The organism is Shewanella psychrotolerans (genome assembly GCF_019457595.1).
GTDB classification, from domain to species: Bacteria; Pseudomonadota; Gammaproteobacteria; order Enterobacterales; family Shewanellaceae; genus Shewanella; species Shewanella psychrotolerans.
In genome coordinates, this window is sequence record NZ_CP080419.1 from 612,317 (window position 1) to 629,484 (window position 17,168).

16 protein-coding genes are annotated in these 17,168 nt (G+C 43.5%); all 16 read left to right on the plus strand.

All coding sequences use genetic code 11. The annotated features are described in order from the left end of the window. On the plus strand, positions 1–474 hold the full coding sequence (gene tsaE, locus K0I62_RS02785; RefSeq protein WP_220070024.1) for a tRNA (adenosine(37)-N6)-threonylcarbamoyltransferase complex ATPase subunit type 1 TsaE: 474 nt from the start codon (positions 1–3) through the stop codon (positions 472–474). Continuing rightward, positions 461–1,783 (plus strand): N-acetylmuramoyl-L-alanine amidase, encoded by a 1,323-nt coding sequence (locus tag K0I62_RS02790; RefSeq protein ID WP_220070025.1) that lies wholly within the window; start codon positions 461–463, stop codon positions 1,781–1,783. The genes tsaE and K0I62_RS02790 overlap by 14 nt, the downstream gene beginning before the upstream one ends. Positions 1,784–1,794: 11 nt before the next feature. Then, a complete protein-coding gene (mutL, locus tag K0I62_RS02795) occupies positions 1,795–3,642 on the plus strand; it encodes a DNA mismatch repair endonuclease MutL (protein ID WP_220070026.1) in 1,848 nt (615 codons plus the stop codon). Next, positions 3,635–4,561, plus strand: a complete 927-nt coding sequence (gene miaA, locus K0I62_RS02800; RefSeq protein WP_220070027.1) for a tRNA (adenosine(37)-N6)-dimethylallyltransferase MiaA — start codon at positions 3,635–3,637, stop codon at positions 4,559–4,561. Before mutL ends, miaA begins: the two co-directional genes overlap by 8 nt. 92 nt (positions 4,562–4,653) lie before the next feature. Continuing rightward, positions 4,654–4,929: an RNA chaperone Hfq gene (gene hfq, locus K0I62_RS02805; protein ID WP_220063089.1), complete on the plus strand. Its 276-nt coding sequence runs from the start codon at positions 4,654–4,656 to the stop codon at positions 4,927–4,929. A 20-nt stretch (positions 4,930–4,949) separates the two neighbouring features. Beyond that, complete coding sequence (hflX, locus tag K0I62_RS02810) at positions 4,950–6,248, plus strand: ribosome rescue GTPase HflX (RefSeq protein WP_220070028.1); 1,299 nt, start codon at positions 4,950–4,952, stop codon at positions 6,246–6,248. A gap of 43 nt (positions 6,249–6,291) precedes the next feature. Next, positions 6,292–7,434, plus strand: a complete 1,143-nt coding sequence (gene hflK / locus K0I62_RS02815) for an FtsH protease activity modulator HflK (protein ID WP_220070029.1) — start codon at positions 6,292–6,294, stop codon at positions 7,432–7,434. A gap of 2 nt (positions 7,435–7,436) precedes the next feature. After that, entirely contained in the window at positions 7,437–8,315 is an 879-nt protein-coding gene (gene hflC / locus K0I62_RS02820) for a protease modulator HflC (protein WP_220070030.1), read from the plus strand. Positions 8,316–8,641: 326 nt separating this feature from the next. Then, positions 8,642–9,232 carry a ubiquinol-cytochrome c reductase iron-sulfur subunit gene (gene petA, locus K0I62_RS02825; protein WP_220070031.1) on the plus strand — a complete coding sequence of 197 codons (591 nt, stop codon included), beginning with the start codon at positions 8,642–8,644 and terminating at the stop codon, positions 9,230–9,232. Continuing rightward, positions 9,232–10,446, plus strand: coding sequence for a cytochrome b (locus K0I62_RS02830; protein ID WP_220070032.1), 1,215 nt, complete (start codon positions 9,232–9,234; stop codon positions 10,444–10,446). Before petA ends, K0I62_RS02830 begins: the two co-directional genes overlap by 1 nt. After that, positions 10,446–11,147: a cytochrome c1 gene (locus K0I62_RS02835; protein WP_220070033.1), complete on the plus strand. Its 702-nt coding sequence runs from the start codon at positions 10,446–10,448 to the stop codon at positions 11,145–11,147. Before K0I62_RS02830 ends, K0I62_RS02835 begins: the two co-directional genes overlap by 1 nt. Positions 11,148–11,257: 110 nt before the next feature. Then, on the plus strand, positions 11,258–11,887 hold the full coding sequence (sspA, locus tag K0I62_RS02840; RefSeq protein ID WP_220063096.1) for a stringent starvation protein SspA: 630 nt from the start codon (positions 11,258–11,260) through the stop codon (positions 11,885–11,887). Next, positions 11,887–12,342, plus strand: a complete 456-nt coding sequence (locus K0I62_RS02845; protein ID WP_220070034.1) for a ClpXP protease specificity-enhancing factor — start codon at positions 11,887–11,889, stop codon at positions 12,340–12,342. Before sspA ends, K0I62_RS02845 begins: the two co-directional genes overlap by 1 nt. A 237-nt stretch (positions 12,343–12,579) precedes the next feature. Beyond that, complete coding sequence (locus tag K0I62_RS02850) at positions 12,580–13,155, plus strand: anthranilate synthase component II (protein WP_220070035.1); 576 nt, start codon at positions 12,580–12,582, stop codon at positions 13,153–13,155. Between the two features lie 171 nt (positions 13,156–13,326). Then, on the plus strand, positions 13,327–15,801 hold the full coding sequence (locus tag K0I62_RS02855; RefSeq protein ID WP_220070036.1) for a S9 family peptidase: 2,475 nt from the start codon (positions 13,327–13,329) through the stop codon (positions 15,799–15,801). Between the two features lie 141 nt (positions 15,802–15,942). Further along, complete coding sequence (locus K0I62_RS02860; RefSeq protein WP_220070037.1) at positions 15,943–17,088, plus strand: HDOD domain-containing protein; 1,146 nt, start codon at positions 15,943–15,945, stop codon at positions 17,086–17,088. Positions 17,089–17,168 lie beyond the last annotated feature (80 nt).

A 17,168-nucleotide genomic window follows, 5' to 3' on the forward strand; every position in this document is an offset into this window, starting at 1 on the left:
ATGGTGCCAGTGAAAGTTTATCTTGAAAATGAGTCTGAAACGGTTAGCTTAGGTAAAAAGTTAGCGCAGGCGATTAAACCACCTTTGACCCTATATCTTAGTGGTGAGTTAGGTGCGGGTAAAACCACGTTTAGTCGTGGCTTGATTCAAAGCTTGGGCCACCGCGGGGCAGTAAAGAGTCCGACTTATACACTTGTTGAGCCTTATGAATTAAACGGAATAGACGTTTTTCATTTTGATCTCTATCGATTGAGTGACCCTGAAGAGTTAGAGTTCATGGGGATAAGAGATTATTTTTCTGCTTCGAGTTTGTGTATCGTTGAATGGCCAGATAAGGGTGATGGTATTTTGCCCGAAGCCGATTTGTTGATCGATATAAAGTATCTAAGCAAAGGGCGAGAGGTTACGCTTACTCCACAAACCCTGGCAGGTGGGAAGTTGTTAGATAGTTTGCATAATAATGATAAGAATTGATTCTATTATAAAATCTGTTTTAGTTGTATTGCTGCTATGCGTACCGGCAATCGCGCACAGTGCAAATAAGTTAGAAGGTGTACGCATATGGGCGGCGCCTGAATCTACACGAGTGGTTTTTGACCTGAGCGAAGCGCCAAAATACACTCATTTCACGCTCACCAGCCCATATCGTCTAGTGGTTGATTTAAATTCAACGGTGAAGAACGTAAACCTGAGCAAGATTGAGAATAATAGTAAGCTTGTAAAAAAGGTGCGCATTTCCCAGCCGCCGTCGAAAGGCACTTTGCGCCTTGTTATTGATCTCGTTAAACCGGTTAAAGCGAATCTTTTTGCCTTATCTCCTACAGCGCCCTACGGCAATCGCTTGGTTGTGGATCTTGATGGTGGTGCTGGTGGCGTAAAACAGGCTCCAAAAGTAAATCCTTCTGAAAAAATGAGAGATGTTATCGTTGCCATTGATGCTGGTCATGGTGGTGATGATCCTGGGTCAATAGGACCATCAGGTACTTACGAGAAGAAAGTGGTTCTTCAGATCGCTAAAAAAGTAGAAGCAAAAATTAATGCGACTCCAGGTATGAAGGCGGTGATGACCCGATCTGGTGATTATTTTGTTAACTTAAATAAGCGCTCTGAAATCGCCCGAAATAGTAAAGCCGATCTACTTGTCTCAATTCACGCTGATGCGTTTACTTCTCCTCAACCTCAAGGGGCATCGGTTTGGGTGTTATCGATGCGTCGCGCAAACAGTGAAATAGGTCGTTGGTTGGAGCAAAAAGAGAAACATTCGGAGTTGCTCGGTGGTGCTGGCGAGATTATTCAAAATACTGATAACGAACAATATTTGGCAATGACCTTGCTCGATATGTCGATGGATCGCTCTATGGCGATTAGTCACAATATTGCCGGTGACGTATTGTCTAATTTGGGGCGAGTGACCAAGTTACATAAGCATCAGCCTGAAGCGGCAAGTTTTGCAGTGCTTAAGTCGCCAGATATTCCTTCCATTTTGGTCGAAACAGGCTTTATTTCGAATCATAGAGAAGAGCGTCTGTTGACCCAACGAGAGCACCAAAACAATATCGCAAATGCAGTCCATAAAGGCGTTGTTCGTTATTTTGAGAACAATCCCCCTGCCAATACGTTAATGGCTAAAAACGGGATGATTAGCCATAAAGTGACCAAAGGTGAGTCCTTGTCTGTTATTGCACATCGTTACCAAGTTTCGATAGCGAGCATAAAGAAGGCAAATAAGTTAACATCCAATACGTTACGTATTGGCCAGAAACTGGTTATTCCTCGCGCTTAAAGGAGTCAAAAATGTCGATTAAAATTTTGCCTCCACAGCTTGCCAACCAAATAGCGGCGGGTGAGGTCGTTGAGCGTCCAGCTTCAGTTATTAAAGAATTGGTTGAAAACAGCTTAGATGCTGGCGCCACAAGAGTAGATATAGAGATCGATAAAGGCGGTAGCAAGCTGATTAAGATCCAAGATAATGGTTCTGGGATCCCAAAGGAACAGCTCAACTTAGCCTTGTCGCGCCACGCCACCTCGAAGCTAGCCACCTTGGATGATCTCGATGCAATCTTAAGCTTTGGTTTTCGTGGCGAAGCGCTTGCGAGTATTAGCTCTGTGTCGCGTTTGACCTTGACTTCCCGTACTGCCGAACAAGCCGAGGCTTGGCAGGCGTATGCTGAAGGTTCTGATATGGCGGTTAAAGTGATTCCAGCGGCTCATCCTGTCGGTTCAACGGTTGAAGCGGTCGACTTGTTCTTTAATACACCAGCACGGCGTCGTTTTCTTAAAAGTGATAAGACGGAGTTCACCCATATTGATGAATGGTTAAAACGGATTGCGTTAGTGCGCCGTGATATCCATTTTACCTTAAAACATAATGGCAAGATGGTTCGTCATTATCGTCCAGCTAAAAATGAGCAACAGTACCTACAACGTTTAGCCCAGATCAGTGGCAAGCAGTTTGCTGAGCATGCGTTAGCAGTAGATTGTGAACACAATGGCTTACAGTTAACTGGCTATATTCAGTCTCCCTATTTTGAAGCTAGCGCTAATGATACCCAGTACTTTTATGTCAATGGTCGATTAGTTCGTGATCGGTTAGTGAACCATGCCGTTAGACAGGCATTTGCTCAGCAGCTTGAAGGGGTTCAGGTAGGGTATGTGCTTATGCTGAACCTCGACCCTCATCAGGTGGATGTGAACGTGCATCCGGCTAAGCATGAGGTGAGATTTCATGAAAGTCGTTATGTACATGATTTTATTTTACAGGCATTACAGTCTGCATTGTCACAGGCTGAGCAATTGCCGCTCGGTGTCACAAATGAACCTTGTGGCTTTGAGCTTGATAAGGAAGATGACGACCAATATGAAACTGAGGTGATTAATGCCTGCAGTAGTGAGCCGCCAATTAGTCATAGGCAGCGTGATACCTCATTGTCTTGGTCTGCACCGACAGCGGGTGTTCGTGAACGTGCTTCTGCTTATAGTGGGGACTATAGCAATCATGGTGCGCGAACTGATAACTATCGCGCTCCAGAGTTGCCATCTCAAACTGCGATCAATAACTACGCACAATTGATGACAACGCCTAACGCTAGGGTTATTGAAGATAAGCCTGTGCAAGGTAAAGCTATGCCTGCTGTGCTTGCGGGCAAGTTTTGGGTCGTCACAGAAGCGGATGAGCTACGGCTGATCTCATTTTCAATGGTTGCCGATGAGGTTGTCCGAAGCCAAATTAGTAGCAAACTATCATCAGGCTTAGTTGGTCAACCACTTTTAATGCCCGTATCAATAAAGTTGGATGAAGATTGGCAAGATACCATTGCCCAACGAGCACTACTGATTAGAAAGTTAGGAATAGAGTTAACTATTCGTCTCGGTCAGTTGATTATCAAAAAAGTGCCCCCATATCTAAGGCAGAGCCAGTTAGCTAATGTGATACCTGAGTTTTTACAGTGGATTCGTTTCGAAGAACCAGCAGATGAAGCGATCACTAACTGGTTAGTAACACAGAGCCGAGCTAATTTTAGTTCGGCGGCAGCACTTTGGACTGATTTTTGTCAGTTATCTGAGTCGCAGCAACAACATATTATGTCAGAGTCTAAGGTTTTACCTTGGCAGAATTGGTTAGGTGAGCAAACGAGTGAATAGCAACAACAAGCCGACAATCTTGACCCTAATGGGACCAACGGCCTCTGGTAAAACGGCGTTAGCTATCGAACTCGTCGAAAAGCATCAGTGTGAAATCATTTCGGTTGATTCAGCATTGATTTATCGAGACATGGATATCGGTAGCGCTAAACCTAATGCTGAGGAGCTTAGCCGAGCACCCCATAGACTCATTGATATTCGCGATCCCAGTGAGAGCTACTCTGCGGCAGATTTTCGTCGTGATGCGCTTATAGAGATCGAAAATATTATTGATGCAGGCAAGACCCCATTGTTAGTGGGCGGTACCATGCTCTACTTTAAGGCGCTTTTGGAAGGGTTATCTCCATTACCTGCGGCTAATGAGCAGATCCGTGCAGAGATTGCCAAGGAAGCAGAAACCCTTGGCTGGCAAGTTTTGCATCAACAGTTACACAAGATCGATCCCGTTTCTGCGAAGCGGATTCATCCTAATGATCCTCAGCGATTATCAAGAGCGTTAGAGGTTTATCGTATAAGTGGTAAAAGTCTGACTGAGTTGACTGAAGTTAAATCTGAAGCATTACCCTATTCAGTTATTCAATTTGGAATCGCGCCTAACGATCGTAAAGTGTTACATCGAGCTATAGAAGAAAGATTTAAATTGATGTTAAATCAGGGTTTTATTGAAGAGGTTGAGCGTTTGAAGGCTCGGGAAGACCTGCATTTAGACCTTCCTTCGATGCGCTGTGTTGGTTATCGTCAAGCATGGCAATATCTCGATGGAGACTATGACTATGATACTATGGTCGAAAAATCTGTTGTTGCGACTAGGCAATTGGCTAAGCGTCAATTAACATGGTTACGAGGGTGGGCTGAACTAAATTGGCTAGAAAGTGGAAATGAATCAAATCTAGCCCGACTAAAACAGTATTGTCGCTAGCTAATTCATTCACTCTATATAATACTAAAACCAAACCAGAAATTGATGCTGTATTAGGTTTTATTTAATTTTAATAAAAAGGAAATTATATAATGGCAAAGGGGCAATCTTTACAAGACCCATTTTTGAACGCATTACGACGTGAACGCGTTCCGGTATCTATCTACCTTGTTAACGGTATCAAGCTTCAAGGACAGGTTGAGTCATTCGATCAGTTTGTTATTTTATTGAAGAATACTGTCAGCCAGATGGTATATAAGCACGCTATTTCTACTGTGGTACCTGCACGTCCATTTAACGTGAGTAACCACCACACACCAAATCAAGCTGGCGGTTATAACGCACCGCAAGATGATAGTGCTGAGTAATTTCCTGAGGAGTTTGCTTTTTGTTTGATCGCTATGAAGCGGGAGATGCTGCAGTTCTTGTTCATATAGACTTTTCGGATGAAGACAGTAGAGAAGATATTACTGAACTTCGTTTATTAGTTGAGTCGTCAGGTGCTGAAACCGTTGGTGTGATAACGGGAAGTCGTCGTTCTCCAGATCGTAAGTTTTTTGTTGGTTCAGGTAAAGCGGAAGAGTTAGCAGCGCTTGTTGCTGCAACAGAAGCCACAGTGGTGATTTTTAATCATCCATTAAGCCCTGCACAAGAGAGAAACCTTGAGCAGGTGTGTCAGTGCCGTGTGTTAGATCGCACTACATTGATCCTTGATATTTTTGCCCAACGCGCACGTACTTATGAAGGCAAGTTACAGGTGGAGCTAGCGCAATTGCGCCACATGTCAACGCGCCTCATTAGAGGTTGGACCCACTTAGAAAGACAAAAAGGTGGGATCGGCCTGCGAGGCCCAGGTGAAACTCAGCTTGAAACAGATAGACGTTTATTGCGTGGTCGTATTAAAACCATTAACAAACGTCTGGAAAAAGTCGATAAACAGCGAGAGCAGAGTCGACGAGCTCGCCAGCGGAGTGAATTAGCCACAGTTTCTTTAGTGGGTTATACCAACGCGGGTAAGTCAACATTATTTAACTCGCTTACGGTTTCTGACGTTTATGCAGCAGATCAGTTATTTGCTACGCTAGATCCAACACTGCGAAAGTTAGAGTTAAAAGATGGTCCGGTGATTTTAGCCGATACCGTTGGTTTTATTAGGCATCTACCCCATGATCTAGTTGCAGCATTTAAGGCGACACTACAAGAGACTCGTGAAGCTGATCTTTTGCTGCATATAGTCGATTGTGCTGATGAAAATATGGGGGATAACTTTGAGCAAGTGCAGCTTGTGCTCAAAGAGATTGGTGCCGATGATATTCCACAATTGGTTGTCTGTAACAAGATTGACCTGTTGGAAGATGTAGGTCCTAAGATCGATTACGACGATGAAGGGGTCCCTACGCGTGTTTGGGTTTCGGCTCAGCAGCAAAAAGGCTTGGAACTGCTCCAGGAGGCAATCAACAAAATTGTTGGACGTGTCATTCTAGAGTTAACCTTGCAAATCCCAGCGACGGCTGGGCATTATCTTGGTCAGTTTTATCGACTGGATGTGATACAGCAGAAAGAGTATGACGATCTGGGGAACTGTATCTTGTCTGTACGTTTATTAGAGGCCGATTGGCATCGATTAACAAAGCAGAGCCAAGGGGAGTTGGAAACCTTTATTGTTGAAACAGCAGCAGTAGAGTAGTTTTTAGTAATCTCGTTTATTTCATACACCTATGGAGTGCTAAATGGCTTGGAACGAGCCCGGTAACAAGGGTCAAGACCCTTGGGGAAACAAAAATGGCAATGACAAAGGGCCACCAGACCTAGACGAAGTGTTTAAGAATATCTCTAAACGCTTTGGCGGCAAAGGTAACGGTTCTGGCGGTGGATTCAGTGCATTAGGATTCGTTATTGTCTTAGGTATCGCAGTGGTTGTATGGGGACTTTCAGGTTTCTATACAGTTAAAGAAGCTGAAAAAGGCGTAGCCTTACGCTTTGGTCAATATATTGGCCAAGTTGAGCCAGGCTTACAGTGGAAAGCGACCTTTATTGATGAAGTTTATCCCGTGAACGTGAGTAACGTCCGCTCTATACCTGCATCTGGCAGCATGCTTACTGCTGACGAAAACGTCGTGTTGGTTGAGCTTGATGTGCAATATATTGTAGTCGATCCTTATCGCTACATGTTTAGCGCAGTTGATGCTAACTCAAGTTTACGTGAAGCGACGGATAGTGCATTGCGCTATGTGGTTGGCCACAACAAGATGGATGACATTTTGACCACTGGTCGAGACCAAATTCGTCGTGATACTTGGGATGAAGTGAATCGCATTATTGAGCCTTACAATTTGGGTATAGAGATCCGCGATGTCAACTTTTTGCCTGCGCGTCCACCTGAAGAGGTGAAAGATGCGTTTGATGATGCAATTTCTGCACAGGAAGATGAACAACGCTTTATTCGAGAAGCCGAAGCTTATTCTCGTGAGATTGAACCTAAGGCTCGTGGTACCGTTCAGCGTATGGAGCAGCAAGCTAACGCGTATAAACAACGTGAAATTTTAGAAGCTCGCGGTAAAGTGGTTCGCTTTGAACAGCTTTTACCTGAATATAAAGCTGCGCCAGAAGTGACTCGAAATCGTCTTTATATCGATGCTATGTCTAAAGTTTATTCTGGAGCCAATAAGGTTTTGGTTGATGCTAAAAGCAATGGCAACATGATGTATCTACCTTTAGATAAGCTAATGGAACAGGGTAAGTCATCTAAGCAGCCTAAAACGGTTGTGAACGATACTTCGACTGATTCAGTTAATAGCGTAGTAAATAGTGTTGGAATTCCACTTGATGGGCGTCCTTCTCGTAGCGACAACATTCGCCAGGGGAGAAACTAATCATGGGTAGATTATCAGTAATTATTGCGGCGATTTTGATCGCTATCGGCTTATCATCACTGCTCGTTGTAAATGAGGGTGAGCGAGCTATTGTTTCTCGTTTTGGTAAGATCTTAAAAGATGATGGCGTAACGCGGATTTATAAGCCTGGTTTACATATTAAGTTGCCATTGGTTGATAAGATTAAGCTGTTAGATTCACGTATCCAAACGATGGATGGCGCAGCCGATCGTTTTGTTACCTCTGAAAAGAAAGATTTGATGGTTGATTCCTATGTGAAATGGCGCATCAAAGATCATGAAAAATACTATCTTGCCACTAACGGTGGTAACAAGGTTCAAGCTGAGTCTTTATTACAACGTAAGATAAATAACGATTTACGTACTGAGTTTGGTCGCCGCACTATTAGAGATATTGTTTCTGGTAGTCGTGATGAACTGCAACAAGATGCCTTAAGAAATGCGTCTGACAGTGCAAAAGATCTGGGTATCGAAGTTGTTGATGTGCGCGTAAAGCAGATCAATTTGCCAGCAAACGTGAGTTCAAGTATCTATCAGCGTATGCGTGCTGAACGTACCGCAGTAGCAAAAGAACACCGTGCGCAAGGTAGAGAGCAGTCTGAAATCATTCGTGCTAAGACTGACGCAAGCGTTACGATTCAAATTGCTGAAGCTGAGCGTAAAGCCCTTGCTGTTCGTGGTGAAGGTGATGCGATTGCTGCTAAGATCTATGCGGATGCTTATAATAAAGATCCTGAGTTTTACTCATTCTTGCGTAGTTTAGAAGCCTATAAAGCCAGCTTTGAAGGTGGATCTAACGTCATGGTGTTAGAGCCAGACAGTGACTTCTTCAAGTATATGAAGCATGCCAACGGCAAATAAGCGTTATAATTTTAAAAAGCCCGACTAGTTCGGGCTTTTTTTATATGTACTTCAGTAAACAACTAATTTAGATAAAGTTGTTATTTGTTTTTTAGTTACTATACCTGCTAAATATTGAATATATACCCTCCGAGTAGTTGCATATAATCCTCTAGATAGGCTGTTTTGCTTACATAGTTAACTTTGTTCTCTGTTTTACTATGATCTGTCTCTAATTTTTGGCTATAATGAGCCCCGCCTCAAATTTGATTTTTGCTCTTTGGGGTAGAACCCCATTTTCAAAAATTTTTAAAACAAAAATTCCAACACTCTCTGGAGATAAGTGGATGAGCAATGCGCCAGTCGATACCGGACGTCGCAGATTTCTGACCGCAGCAACCGCCGTAGTAGGTGGTGCAGGTGCCGTCGCTGTGGCGGTCCCGTTTATAAAGTCATGGAATCCGAGTGCCAAAGCGAAAGCTGCAGGTGCGCCGGTTGAAGTAAATATTAGTAAATTAGAGCCGGGTCAGCTGATCCGTGTTGAGTGGCGCGGAAAGCCTGTATGGGTTGTCCGTCGCACAGAAGAGATCTTAAAAGGTCTTGCCACACATGACGATCAGCTACGAGATCCTAGCTCAAGTGAAGAACAGCAACCTGCTTATGCGCAGAATGCGGTTCGTTCAATTAAGCCTGAGTATTTTATCGCTGTAGGTCTTTGTACTCACCTAGGTTGTTCTCCTACGTATCTACCAGATACCTTTGGTGAGCAGGTTGAAGGTGTTGCGTCTGGTTTCTTTTGTCCATGTCATGGTTCTAAGTTTGATATGGCGGGTCGTGTATTCCAAGGCGTACCTGCTCCATTGAACCTTGTTGTTCCACCTCATCAATATATTGATGACGGCAACGTGATTATCGGTGTCGATCAGGGGGCTGCGTAATGGTTAAGAATATTATTGATTGGATTGATGCACGTATTCCTATGACGGCGACCTATAACCGTCATGTCGGACAATATGCGACGCCTACTAACTTTAACTTTTGGTACTTCTTTGGCTCGCTAGCCATGTTGGTACTTGTTAACCAGCTGCTAACCGGTATCTGGCTAACCATGAACTATGTACCGACTGCAGAAGGTGCGTTTGCCTCTATCGAATACATCATGCGTGATGTGGAGTATGGCTGGCTATTACGTTACATGCACTCAACGGGGGCCTCAGCCTTCTTTGTGGTGATCTACCTGCACATGTTCCGTGGACTGCTCTATGGTTCATACCAAAAGCCAAGAGAACTACTCTGGCTGTTTGGGATGTTGATCTTCTTGGTACTGATGGCTGAAGCCTTTATGGGGTATCTGCTGCCATGGGGACAAATGTCTTACTGGGGAGCTCAGGTCATTATCTCGCTATTTGGCGCGATCCCTGTGATTGGTGATGATCTAACACTTTGGATACGTGGTGACTTCGTTGTTTCTGGCGCGACACTAAATCGTTTCTTTGCATTGCATGTTATTGCGTTGCCATTAGTTTTGGTTGTGTTGGTATTTCTACACTTAATTGCGTTACATGAAGTGGGTTCTAACAATCCTGACGGTATCGAAATTAAGAAGAACAAGGATGAGAATGGCTGGCCGAAAGATGGTATCCCATTCCACCCATACTACACAGTGAAAGATATCATGGGCGTCGCTGGCTTCCTGATTGTCTTCTGCTACGTGCTGTTCTTTATGCCAGAAGGCGGTGGATACTTCCTCGAGAAGCCAAACTTCGAAGCGGCTAATCCGATGAAGACGCCGGAGCATATTGCGCCAGTATGGTACTTCACGCCATTCTATGCGATTTTGCGTGCGATTCCTGACAAGTTACTAGGTGTTGTCGGCATGGGCTTAGCAATTGCTGTGTTGTTCGTATTGCCATGGTTAGATCGTTGTAAGGTTAAATCTGTGCGTTACCGTAGCATGATCCATAAACTGAACATTGGTCAGTTTGCGGTATCATTTGTTATCTTAGGATACTTAGGTGCTGTTCCAGCAACGCCAGCGTTAACAATTGCTGCACGTATCTTTACTCTGACATACTTCGGCTTCTTCCTTGCTTTATGGATTTACAGCAAGAATGAGAAAACTAAGCCTGTACCAGAGAGGTTGACTCACTAATGAAGAAATTATTAATTGCATTAGTTACATTGGTGCCATCTCTTGCCTTTGCGGCAGGTGGAGCACATGTAGATTTAGAAAGTGCTAACGTCGATCTTAAAGATACAGAGTCACTGCAGCGTGGTTTAGAGTCATTCCAACAGTACTGCTCTGGTTGTCATAGCACTCAATACCAACGCTATAATCGTGTCGCTGAAGACTTAGGCATTTCACTAGACGATATGCGTAATAAGCATATGTTTATTGAGGGCGCTAAAGTTGGCGATCTGATGGAAAACGCAATTCCAGAAGTTTATGCGGCAAAATGGTTTGGCGCAGCGCCTCCAGATTTGACTCTAGTAGCTCGGGTGCGTGGTGAAGATTGGATCTACACTTACCTGAAGAGCTTCTATCAGGATGATAGTCGTCCTTTTGGCGTAAACAACACAGTATTTCCGTCAGTGGCCATGCCACACGTACTGGAAGAGCTGCAAGGTTTGCCGGTTAAACAAGAAGATGGCACTTTAGTCACAACGGGCGGTAAGTTAACTGCAGAAGAGTATGATCAAGTGGTTCGCGATATCACTGGCTTCCTGGTTTATTCGGGTGAGCCAGTCAAACTTGAGCGTGAACGCTTAGGTTGGTGGGTATTGGGCTTCCTGTTTATTTTCTTTATTGTGGCCTATCTCTTAAAGAAAGAGTATTGGAAAGATGTACACTAACCCCCAATAAAGGTTAGAATGTATTATCCGCATATTCTAAACGGGGGGCTTTGCCCCTCGTTTGTTTTTTGCTTTTTTTAGCTTTTTGATTTTAATTTTGGAGGGTATCAATGGCTGTTGCTGCCAATAAACGCTCAATCATGACCCTGTTTTCAGGCGCAGACGATCTCTATAGTCACCAAGTCCGTATTGTCTTGGCTGAAAAAGGAGTAACTGTCGATGTTCTGCAGGTTGACCCTAGCGAGATGCCTGAAGATCTAATTGAGCTAAATCCATATAATACAGTTCCTACACTCGTTGATCGCGAACTTGTCCTATATAACTCACGCATTATTATGGAATATCTAGATGAGCGTTTTCCTCATCCGCCACTAATGCCTGTTTACCCTGTTTCACGTGGTCAAACTCGTTTGATGATGCACCGTATCGAAAATGACTGGTACACTTTGGTCGATCGTATCCGTAATGGTGATCGTGCCGACGCTGCTCGTAAACAGTTACAAGAGAGCTTAACGTCTATTTCGCCAATCTTTAATGAAATGCCTTATTTTATGGCTGAAGAGTTTGGTTTAGCAGATTGTTATTTAGGACCACTACTTTGGCGTTTGCCTGTATTGGGTATCGAACTCGATAGCCGTACAGCAAAAGAAGTTAAAGCCTATATGACGCGCATTTTTGATCGTGAATCATTTAAAGCATCATTAACAGAAGCCGAGCGCGAAATGCGCATGGGTATCTAATGAAGCCGATGACACCTAATCGTCCATATTTGCTACAGGCATACTATGACTGGTTAATGGATAATGAGCTTACTCCGCATGTAGTGGTTGATGCTTATGTTCCAGGTACACAAGTGCCGCAGCAATATGTCAAGGATGGACAGATTGTGCTTAATATTACGGCTAGTGCAGTAGGAAACCTTCAGATAGGGCATGACTTTATTGAGTTTAATGCTCGTTTTGGCGGCGTACCTCAACAGGTTTTATTGCCTATGGCTTCTATTGTCGCTATCTATGCTCGTGAGAACGGTGCAGGTACTGTTTTTGATCAGGAAGAAGCATATCAATTAGAGCCTGAGGCTGAAGAAACAGGTCTGTCGGTTGTTGATGATAAGCCTTCGGTAGAGTCTGCAGATAAGCCTGCGACGAAAACGGATAAACCTAAACGTCGTAGTCATCTTACCGTCGTTAAATAGACGCTGCATTGTGATGAAAACCAGCCAAAAGGCTGGTTTTTTTGTCGCTATAAATCTTGCTAGTAATACCAATATTCGCCTTTAATGAGTTGCTAAGAAACACCTTGAGTCGATCACTTCCTTATATTGATTGTTATAATGTTGCCGTCGATTTCAATTTGATGAATCCTATTTCACTCTGTGTTAGCATCTGCGCCAGTATCCAATCCCCAAAACGTCAGGCCAGCGAACAGTAATATGATCTTAATGATCGACAACTATGATTCTTTTACCTTTAACTTAGTGCAGTATTTTCAGCAGCTAGGGCAAAAAATTGTCGTTAAACGTAATGATGAAATTACATTAGATCAGATAGAGGCATTAGCGCCTACGTTGTTAGTGATCTCACCCGGCCCATGTTCGCCGAATGAAGCGGGTATTTCCTTGGCGGCGATTAAATATTTTGCCGGTAAGTTGCCGATATTAGGAGTCTGTTTGGGGCATCAAGCAATAGCTCAGGCTTTTGGAGCAAGAGTCGTGCGTGCAAAGCGTGTTATGCATGGCAAAACAAGTGCAATTACTCATCGTAATCTAGGTCTGTTTACTAATCTAAATCAACCGCTCACGGTCACTCGATATCACTCCTTGCTAGTTGATAAAATTCCTGAGAATTTTGAGCTTGATGCTTGGTTTGACGATCCGCAGCATGGCCGGGAAATTATGGCAATGAGCCATCGTAGTTTGCCCATATATGGTGTGCAGTTTCATCCTGAGTCAATATTGACTGAGCAAGGGTTAGCGTTACTAAAGAACTTCGTGAACAAATCTTGTTAAGCTATGTTGGTTGTTAATCTTTGACCCTAAAATGTCGATTTTCTTTTCAAACTGTTACAAGATTTATCAGTGATCATCCGCGTTTCTTCGTTATTTTATGATATAAAAGGCAGCAAAATAACTGCCTATGTAGCGACAGCTGCTTTTGCAAAATAACGATAAGGAAGCAAGATGAAGGGTGCTTTTCGTGGTTTCGGTCTAAGTTTATTGACCCTTACTATTTTAGGGGGATGCGCCGCTACTCCCCAAGATGAATCATCTCAGGCGATCAATTCAGTGCCTGTCTCGTTAGTCACACCTCCAACGGTTGAGCAGCAATTAACACTCAATCAAATTATGGCTAATCCCGATTGGATGGGGGTTTTCGCTAAAGGTGAATATTGGAGCGATGACAGTCAATCTGTCTATTTTGCCCGTCAGCCTCATAGCTCAGCAATACTCGATTACTATCAGCAGTCTATCGATGCAAAAAATGCGACGCAGCTTACCATCGAGCAGCTACACCTAGCCGACCAACAACGCGGTGTTTATGACACTAGTCGTAGCCAAAAAGCCTATATCTACCAAGGTAACTTGTTCGTTAAGGATTTAGTTACAGGGGGAGTACGTCAATTAACTCGACAGAATACCAATGTTGATGGTGTTCGTTTTTTGAAAAATGGTGATATTGCCTATTGGCAGGGGGAGCAAGTATTTAGGATCCACCAAGATACTGGCCTATACGAACAGATTGCGAATATCAAAATGGCTAAAGCACCTCAGGGAGTTCAAGAGCCTGATAGCTATATCGCTAAGCAACAGCATAGATTGATCGATTATGTGGCATTGCAACAAAGCAAGGCTAAGCAAAAAGAGCAATATCAGGCTGAATTGACCAAGTTAGATCCAACCGTTGCGGCTAAGACCTGGTATCTGGGTGATGCAGAGGTGGTTTCAGAGATGAGTTTGTCACCCGATGGCCGTTATTTGCTACTGTCTCTGGTCGACAAAAGTTACAGCTGGCGCAGCGAACATGACATTATGCCTAACTATTTGGGAAGTAAAGGCTATGTTGACTCCGTGCCAGCTAGAGCAAGGGTTGCTGAAGATAATCCGCCTGGTGAGCGCTTAGTGTTGTTGGATTTAGAGTTGCACAAAAAGCGTGATATCACCATCGAAGGGCTTAAGGGATTCGATGCTGATGTGCTTGGCGCGGTAAAAGCTGAAAACGCTAAGGCTAAAGGAGAGTCTTATAAAAGCGAAAAAGCACCACGTAAAATCCAACTGATGCAAGATTGGGGTTGGAGTCAAAGTGCTATTCAGTGGCAAAGTGACACTAGTCAAGTTGCCATTATGCTTGAAGCCGTTGACAACAAAGATCGTTGGTTAGCTCGAGTCGATTTGAACGCTGGCAAGCTTATTACTGAACATAGGTTGCATGATGACGCTTGGGTAAACTACAACTTTAATCAGTTTGGCTGGTTACCTAACAGCGATACGCTCTATTATCTTTCTGAAGAAACGGGTTACTCACACCTTTATTTGAAGGCTAAAGACAGTAAGGCTAAAGCGTTAACTCAAGGCAAGTATGTGGTTAGCGATATTACCTTGGGCCCTAAAGCTAAGTTTATCTACTACAAAGCGAATAAAGACCATCCAGGCATAGACAACGTCTATCGCGTTGAAATTACGTCAGGTCAAAGTGAGCAGTTGACGAAATGGGATGGTCAGCTTGATTATAGCTTGAGTCCAGACGGGGCTAAGCTATTGCTTAGTGCATCTCGTCGTACTCAACCAAACGAGTTATTTGTTCAGTCTATTGGCGGTGAGCTAAAGCAGTTGACTCATTATACTAGTGACGCGTTTAAGCAATATCCTTGGCAAGCGCCTGAAGTTGTTAAGGTGCCATCGACCCATGGCGCTGATGATATTTATGCTCGGGTGTATTTACCGCAAGGTTACAATAAAGCCAATATAGACAAGTATCCTGCTGTTATCTTTAACCACGGGGCCGGTTATCTGCAAAATGCACATTATGGCTTCTCTGGTTACTTCCGTGAATTTATGTTCCATAACCTATTAACTCAAAAAGGTTACGTTGTCATGGATATGGATTATAGGGGATCAAAGGGTTATGGACGTGACTGGCGGACGGCCGTTTATCGCAACATGGGTCATCCTGAAGTGGAAGACTTGAAAGATGGCGTAAGTTGGATGGGCAGCAATGCTAATGTCGATGTTAATCGTGTCGGTACATACGGTGGTTCATACGGCGGCTTTTTAACATTTATGGCACTATTCACAGAGCCTGATCTGTTCCAAGCGGGGGCTGCATTGCGTCCTGTAACGGATTGGGCTCACTATAATGCACCTTATACCTCTAATATCTTAAACACGCCTGATATCGATGCTATCGCTTACGAGCGTAGCTCCCCGATAGAACATGCCGAAGGATTACAAAAACCGCTGCTAATTATGAGTGGTGTACTTGATGATAACGTGTTCTTTCAAGATAGTGTGCGCTTAGTTCAGCGTTTGATCGAGCTTGAGAAGCCCATGTTTGAAACTGCGATTTATCCAGTTGAGCCACACGGTTTCCGTCAGCCCTCTAGTTGGTTAGATGAATATCGTCGTATTTTTAAACTCTTCGAACAAGAGCTTAAATAATCCTAGTCCAGCTTAAATAATAAAACGGGTCTCCATTGGCGGCCCGTTTTATTTGGTATTAATCAATTTTCTTACAAGTCAGTGATTTGGTGTAATATATGCTAAGTTAACAGCAATTAGACTCCGTGGAGAAAGCGTTAGGTGGGTAAATCCGTTTCGGGTGGCGTGCGCCCCGGTATTATTATTGAGATAGAACATCGGCTTTTGAAGCAAGTCATCGTAGGTAAGCAAAAAGCTGCCGCATCTATGTTTGATGCACTAGATAGAGAGCTTGAGGGGGATGCTAATAAGTTAGCCATCGAGCGCGATGCCGTATTTCAGCGTTTGTCTAAACAAATTCAAGCAAAGCAAGTATTTGAAGCGGTATCGGCCCAGTTAATTACCACGGTTAATTCCACCCTCGACAATCAATTGGCTTCTCCTGAGTTGTTACTTAAGCACTCAGGGATCAATGAAAATCAGATGTTGGTGCTAGAAACATTGCATCAAAAGAATTTAGATTTGAACCGTTTACGCCTACTCATCAGTGAGCTTCCTTGGCTGTGTCGAGACTTAACCAATATCGTTAACAGCGCTTCTTTTCGTCATAAATACCAACAACATTCCGATGTTAAAGTCACCGAGATAAAGTTAGTGCTTAATTTTATCGGTATTGAAAATTTACGAATGTTGATCCCTTATTTTTGTCTACGTAATTGGCTGCCTACTGGTCATGCTAACTTACTGTGGACAACGCGAAAGCTATGGCGTTACGCCATGTTAACCGGTATTGCAGCCAAAGCACTTGCCGAGTTAAATGAGAAAGATGTTGCGTTAGCTTATAGCTGTAGCTTACTACATCAATTGGGAACCTCTGTCGTGTTGAAGAACGGCGCCAAAGTATATGAAAATGTCTGGGGTAATTGGCTTCGAGAAGCTAGCAGTAGTCGAGATAAAGAGCTTTATGACGCGGTTTTGGCGACAGAGTTTCCAGCAGATAACATTTATCAACAGGTATTAAAGCATGCACAAAAACTCAATTGGCAACTGCTAAGCTTGCTTAATTTCGAGCAAAGCCCATTGACCCAAGTACAAGCAGAACTAGACCAGACCCTAAGTTATAGCGAATTATCCGATTATTCGGCATTAGTCGCGCGGGCAAGCTGCTTTGCTAAGGTGTTAATGCTAGAAGAGATGCGGATGATTTCGCCTAAAGAAAAACGCTTAATGTTTGATTATTATGAATTATCAGAACAGGAGCATATTCGTCTCAAAGGGCAAAATTATCGAAAGCTCGATTTAATTTAGGTTTGAGGTTATCAAGGCAGCGGTTGGCTGCCTTCATTGTGTTAAAAAGCAGCAAAATTAACAAGTGTGGATACTAAGTG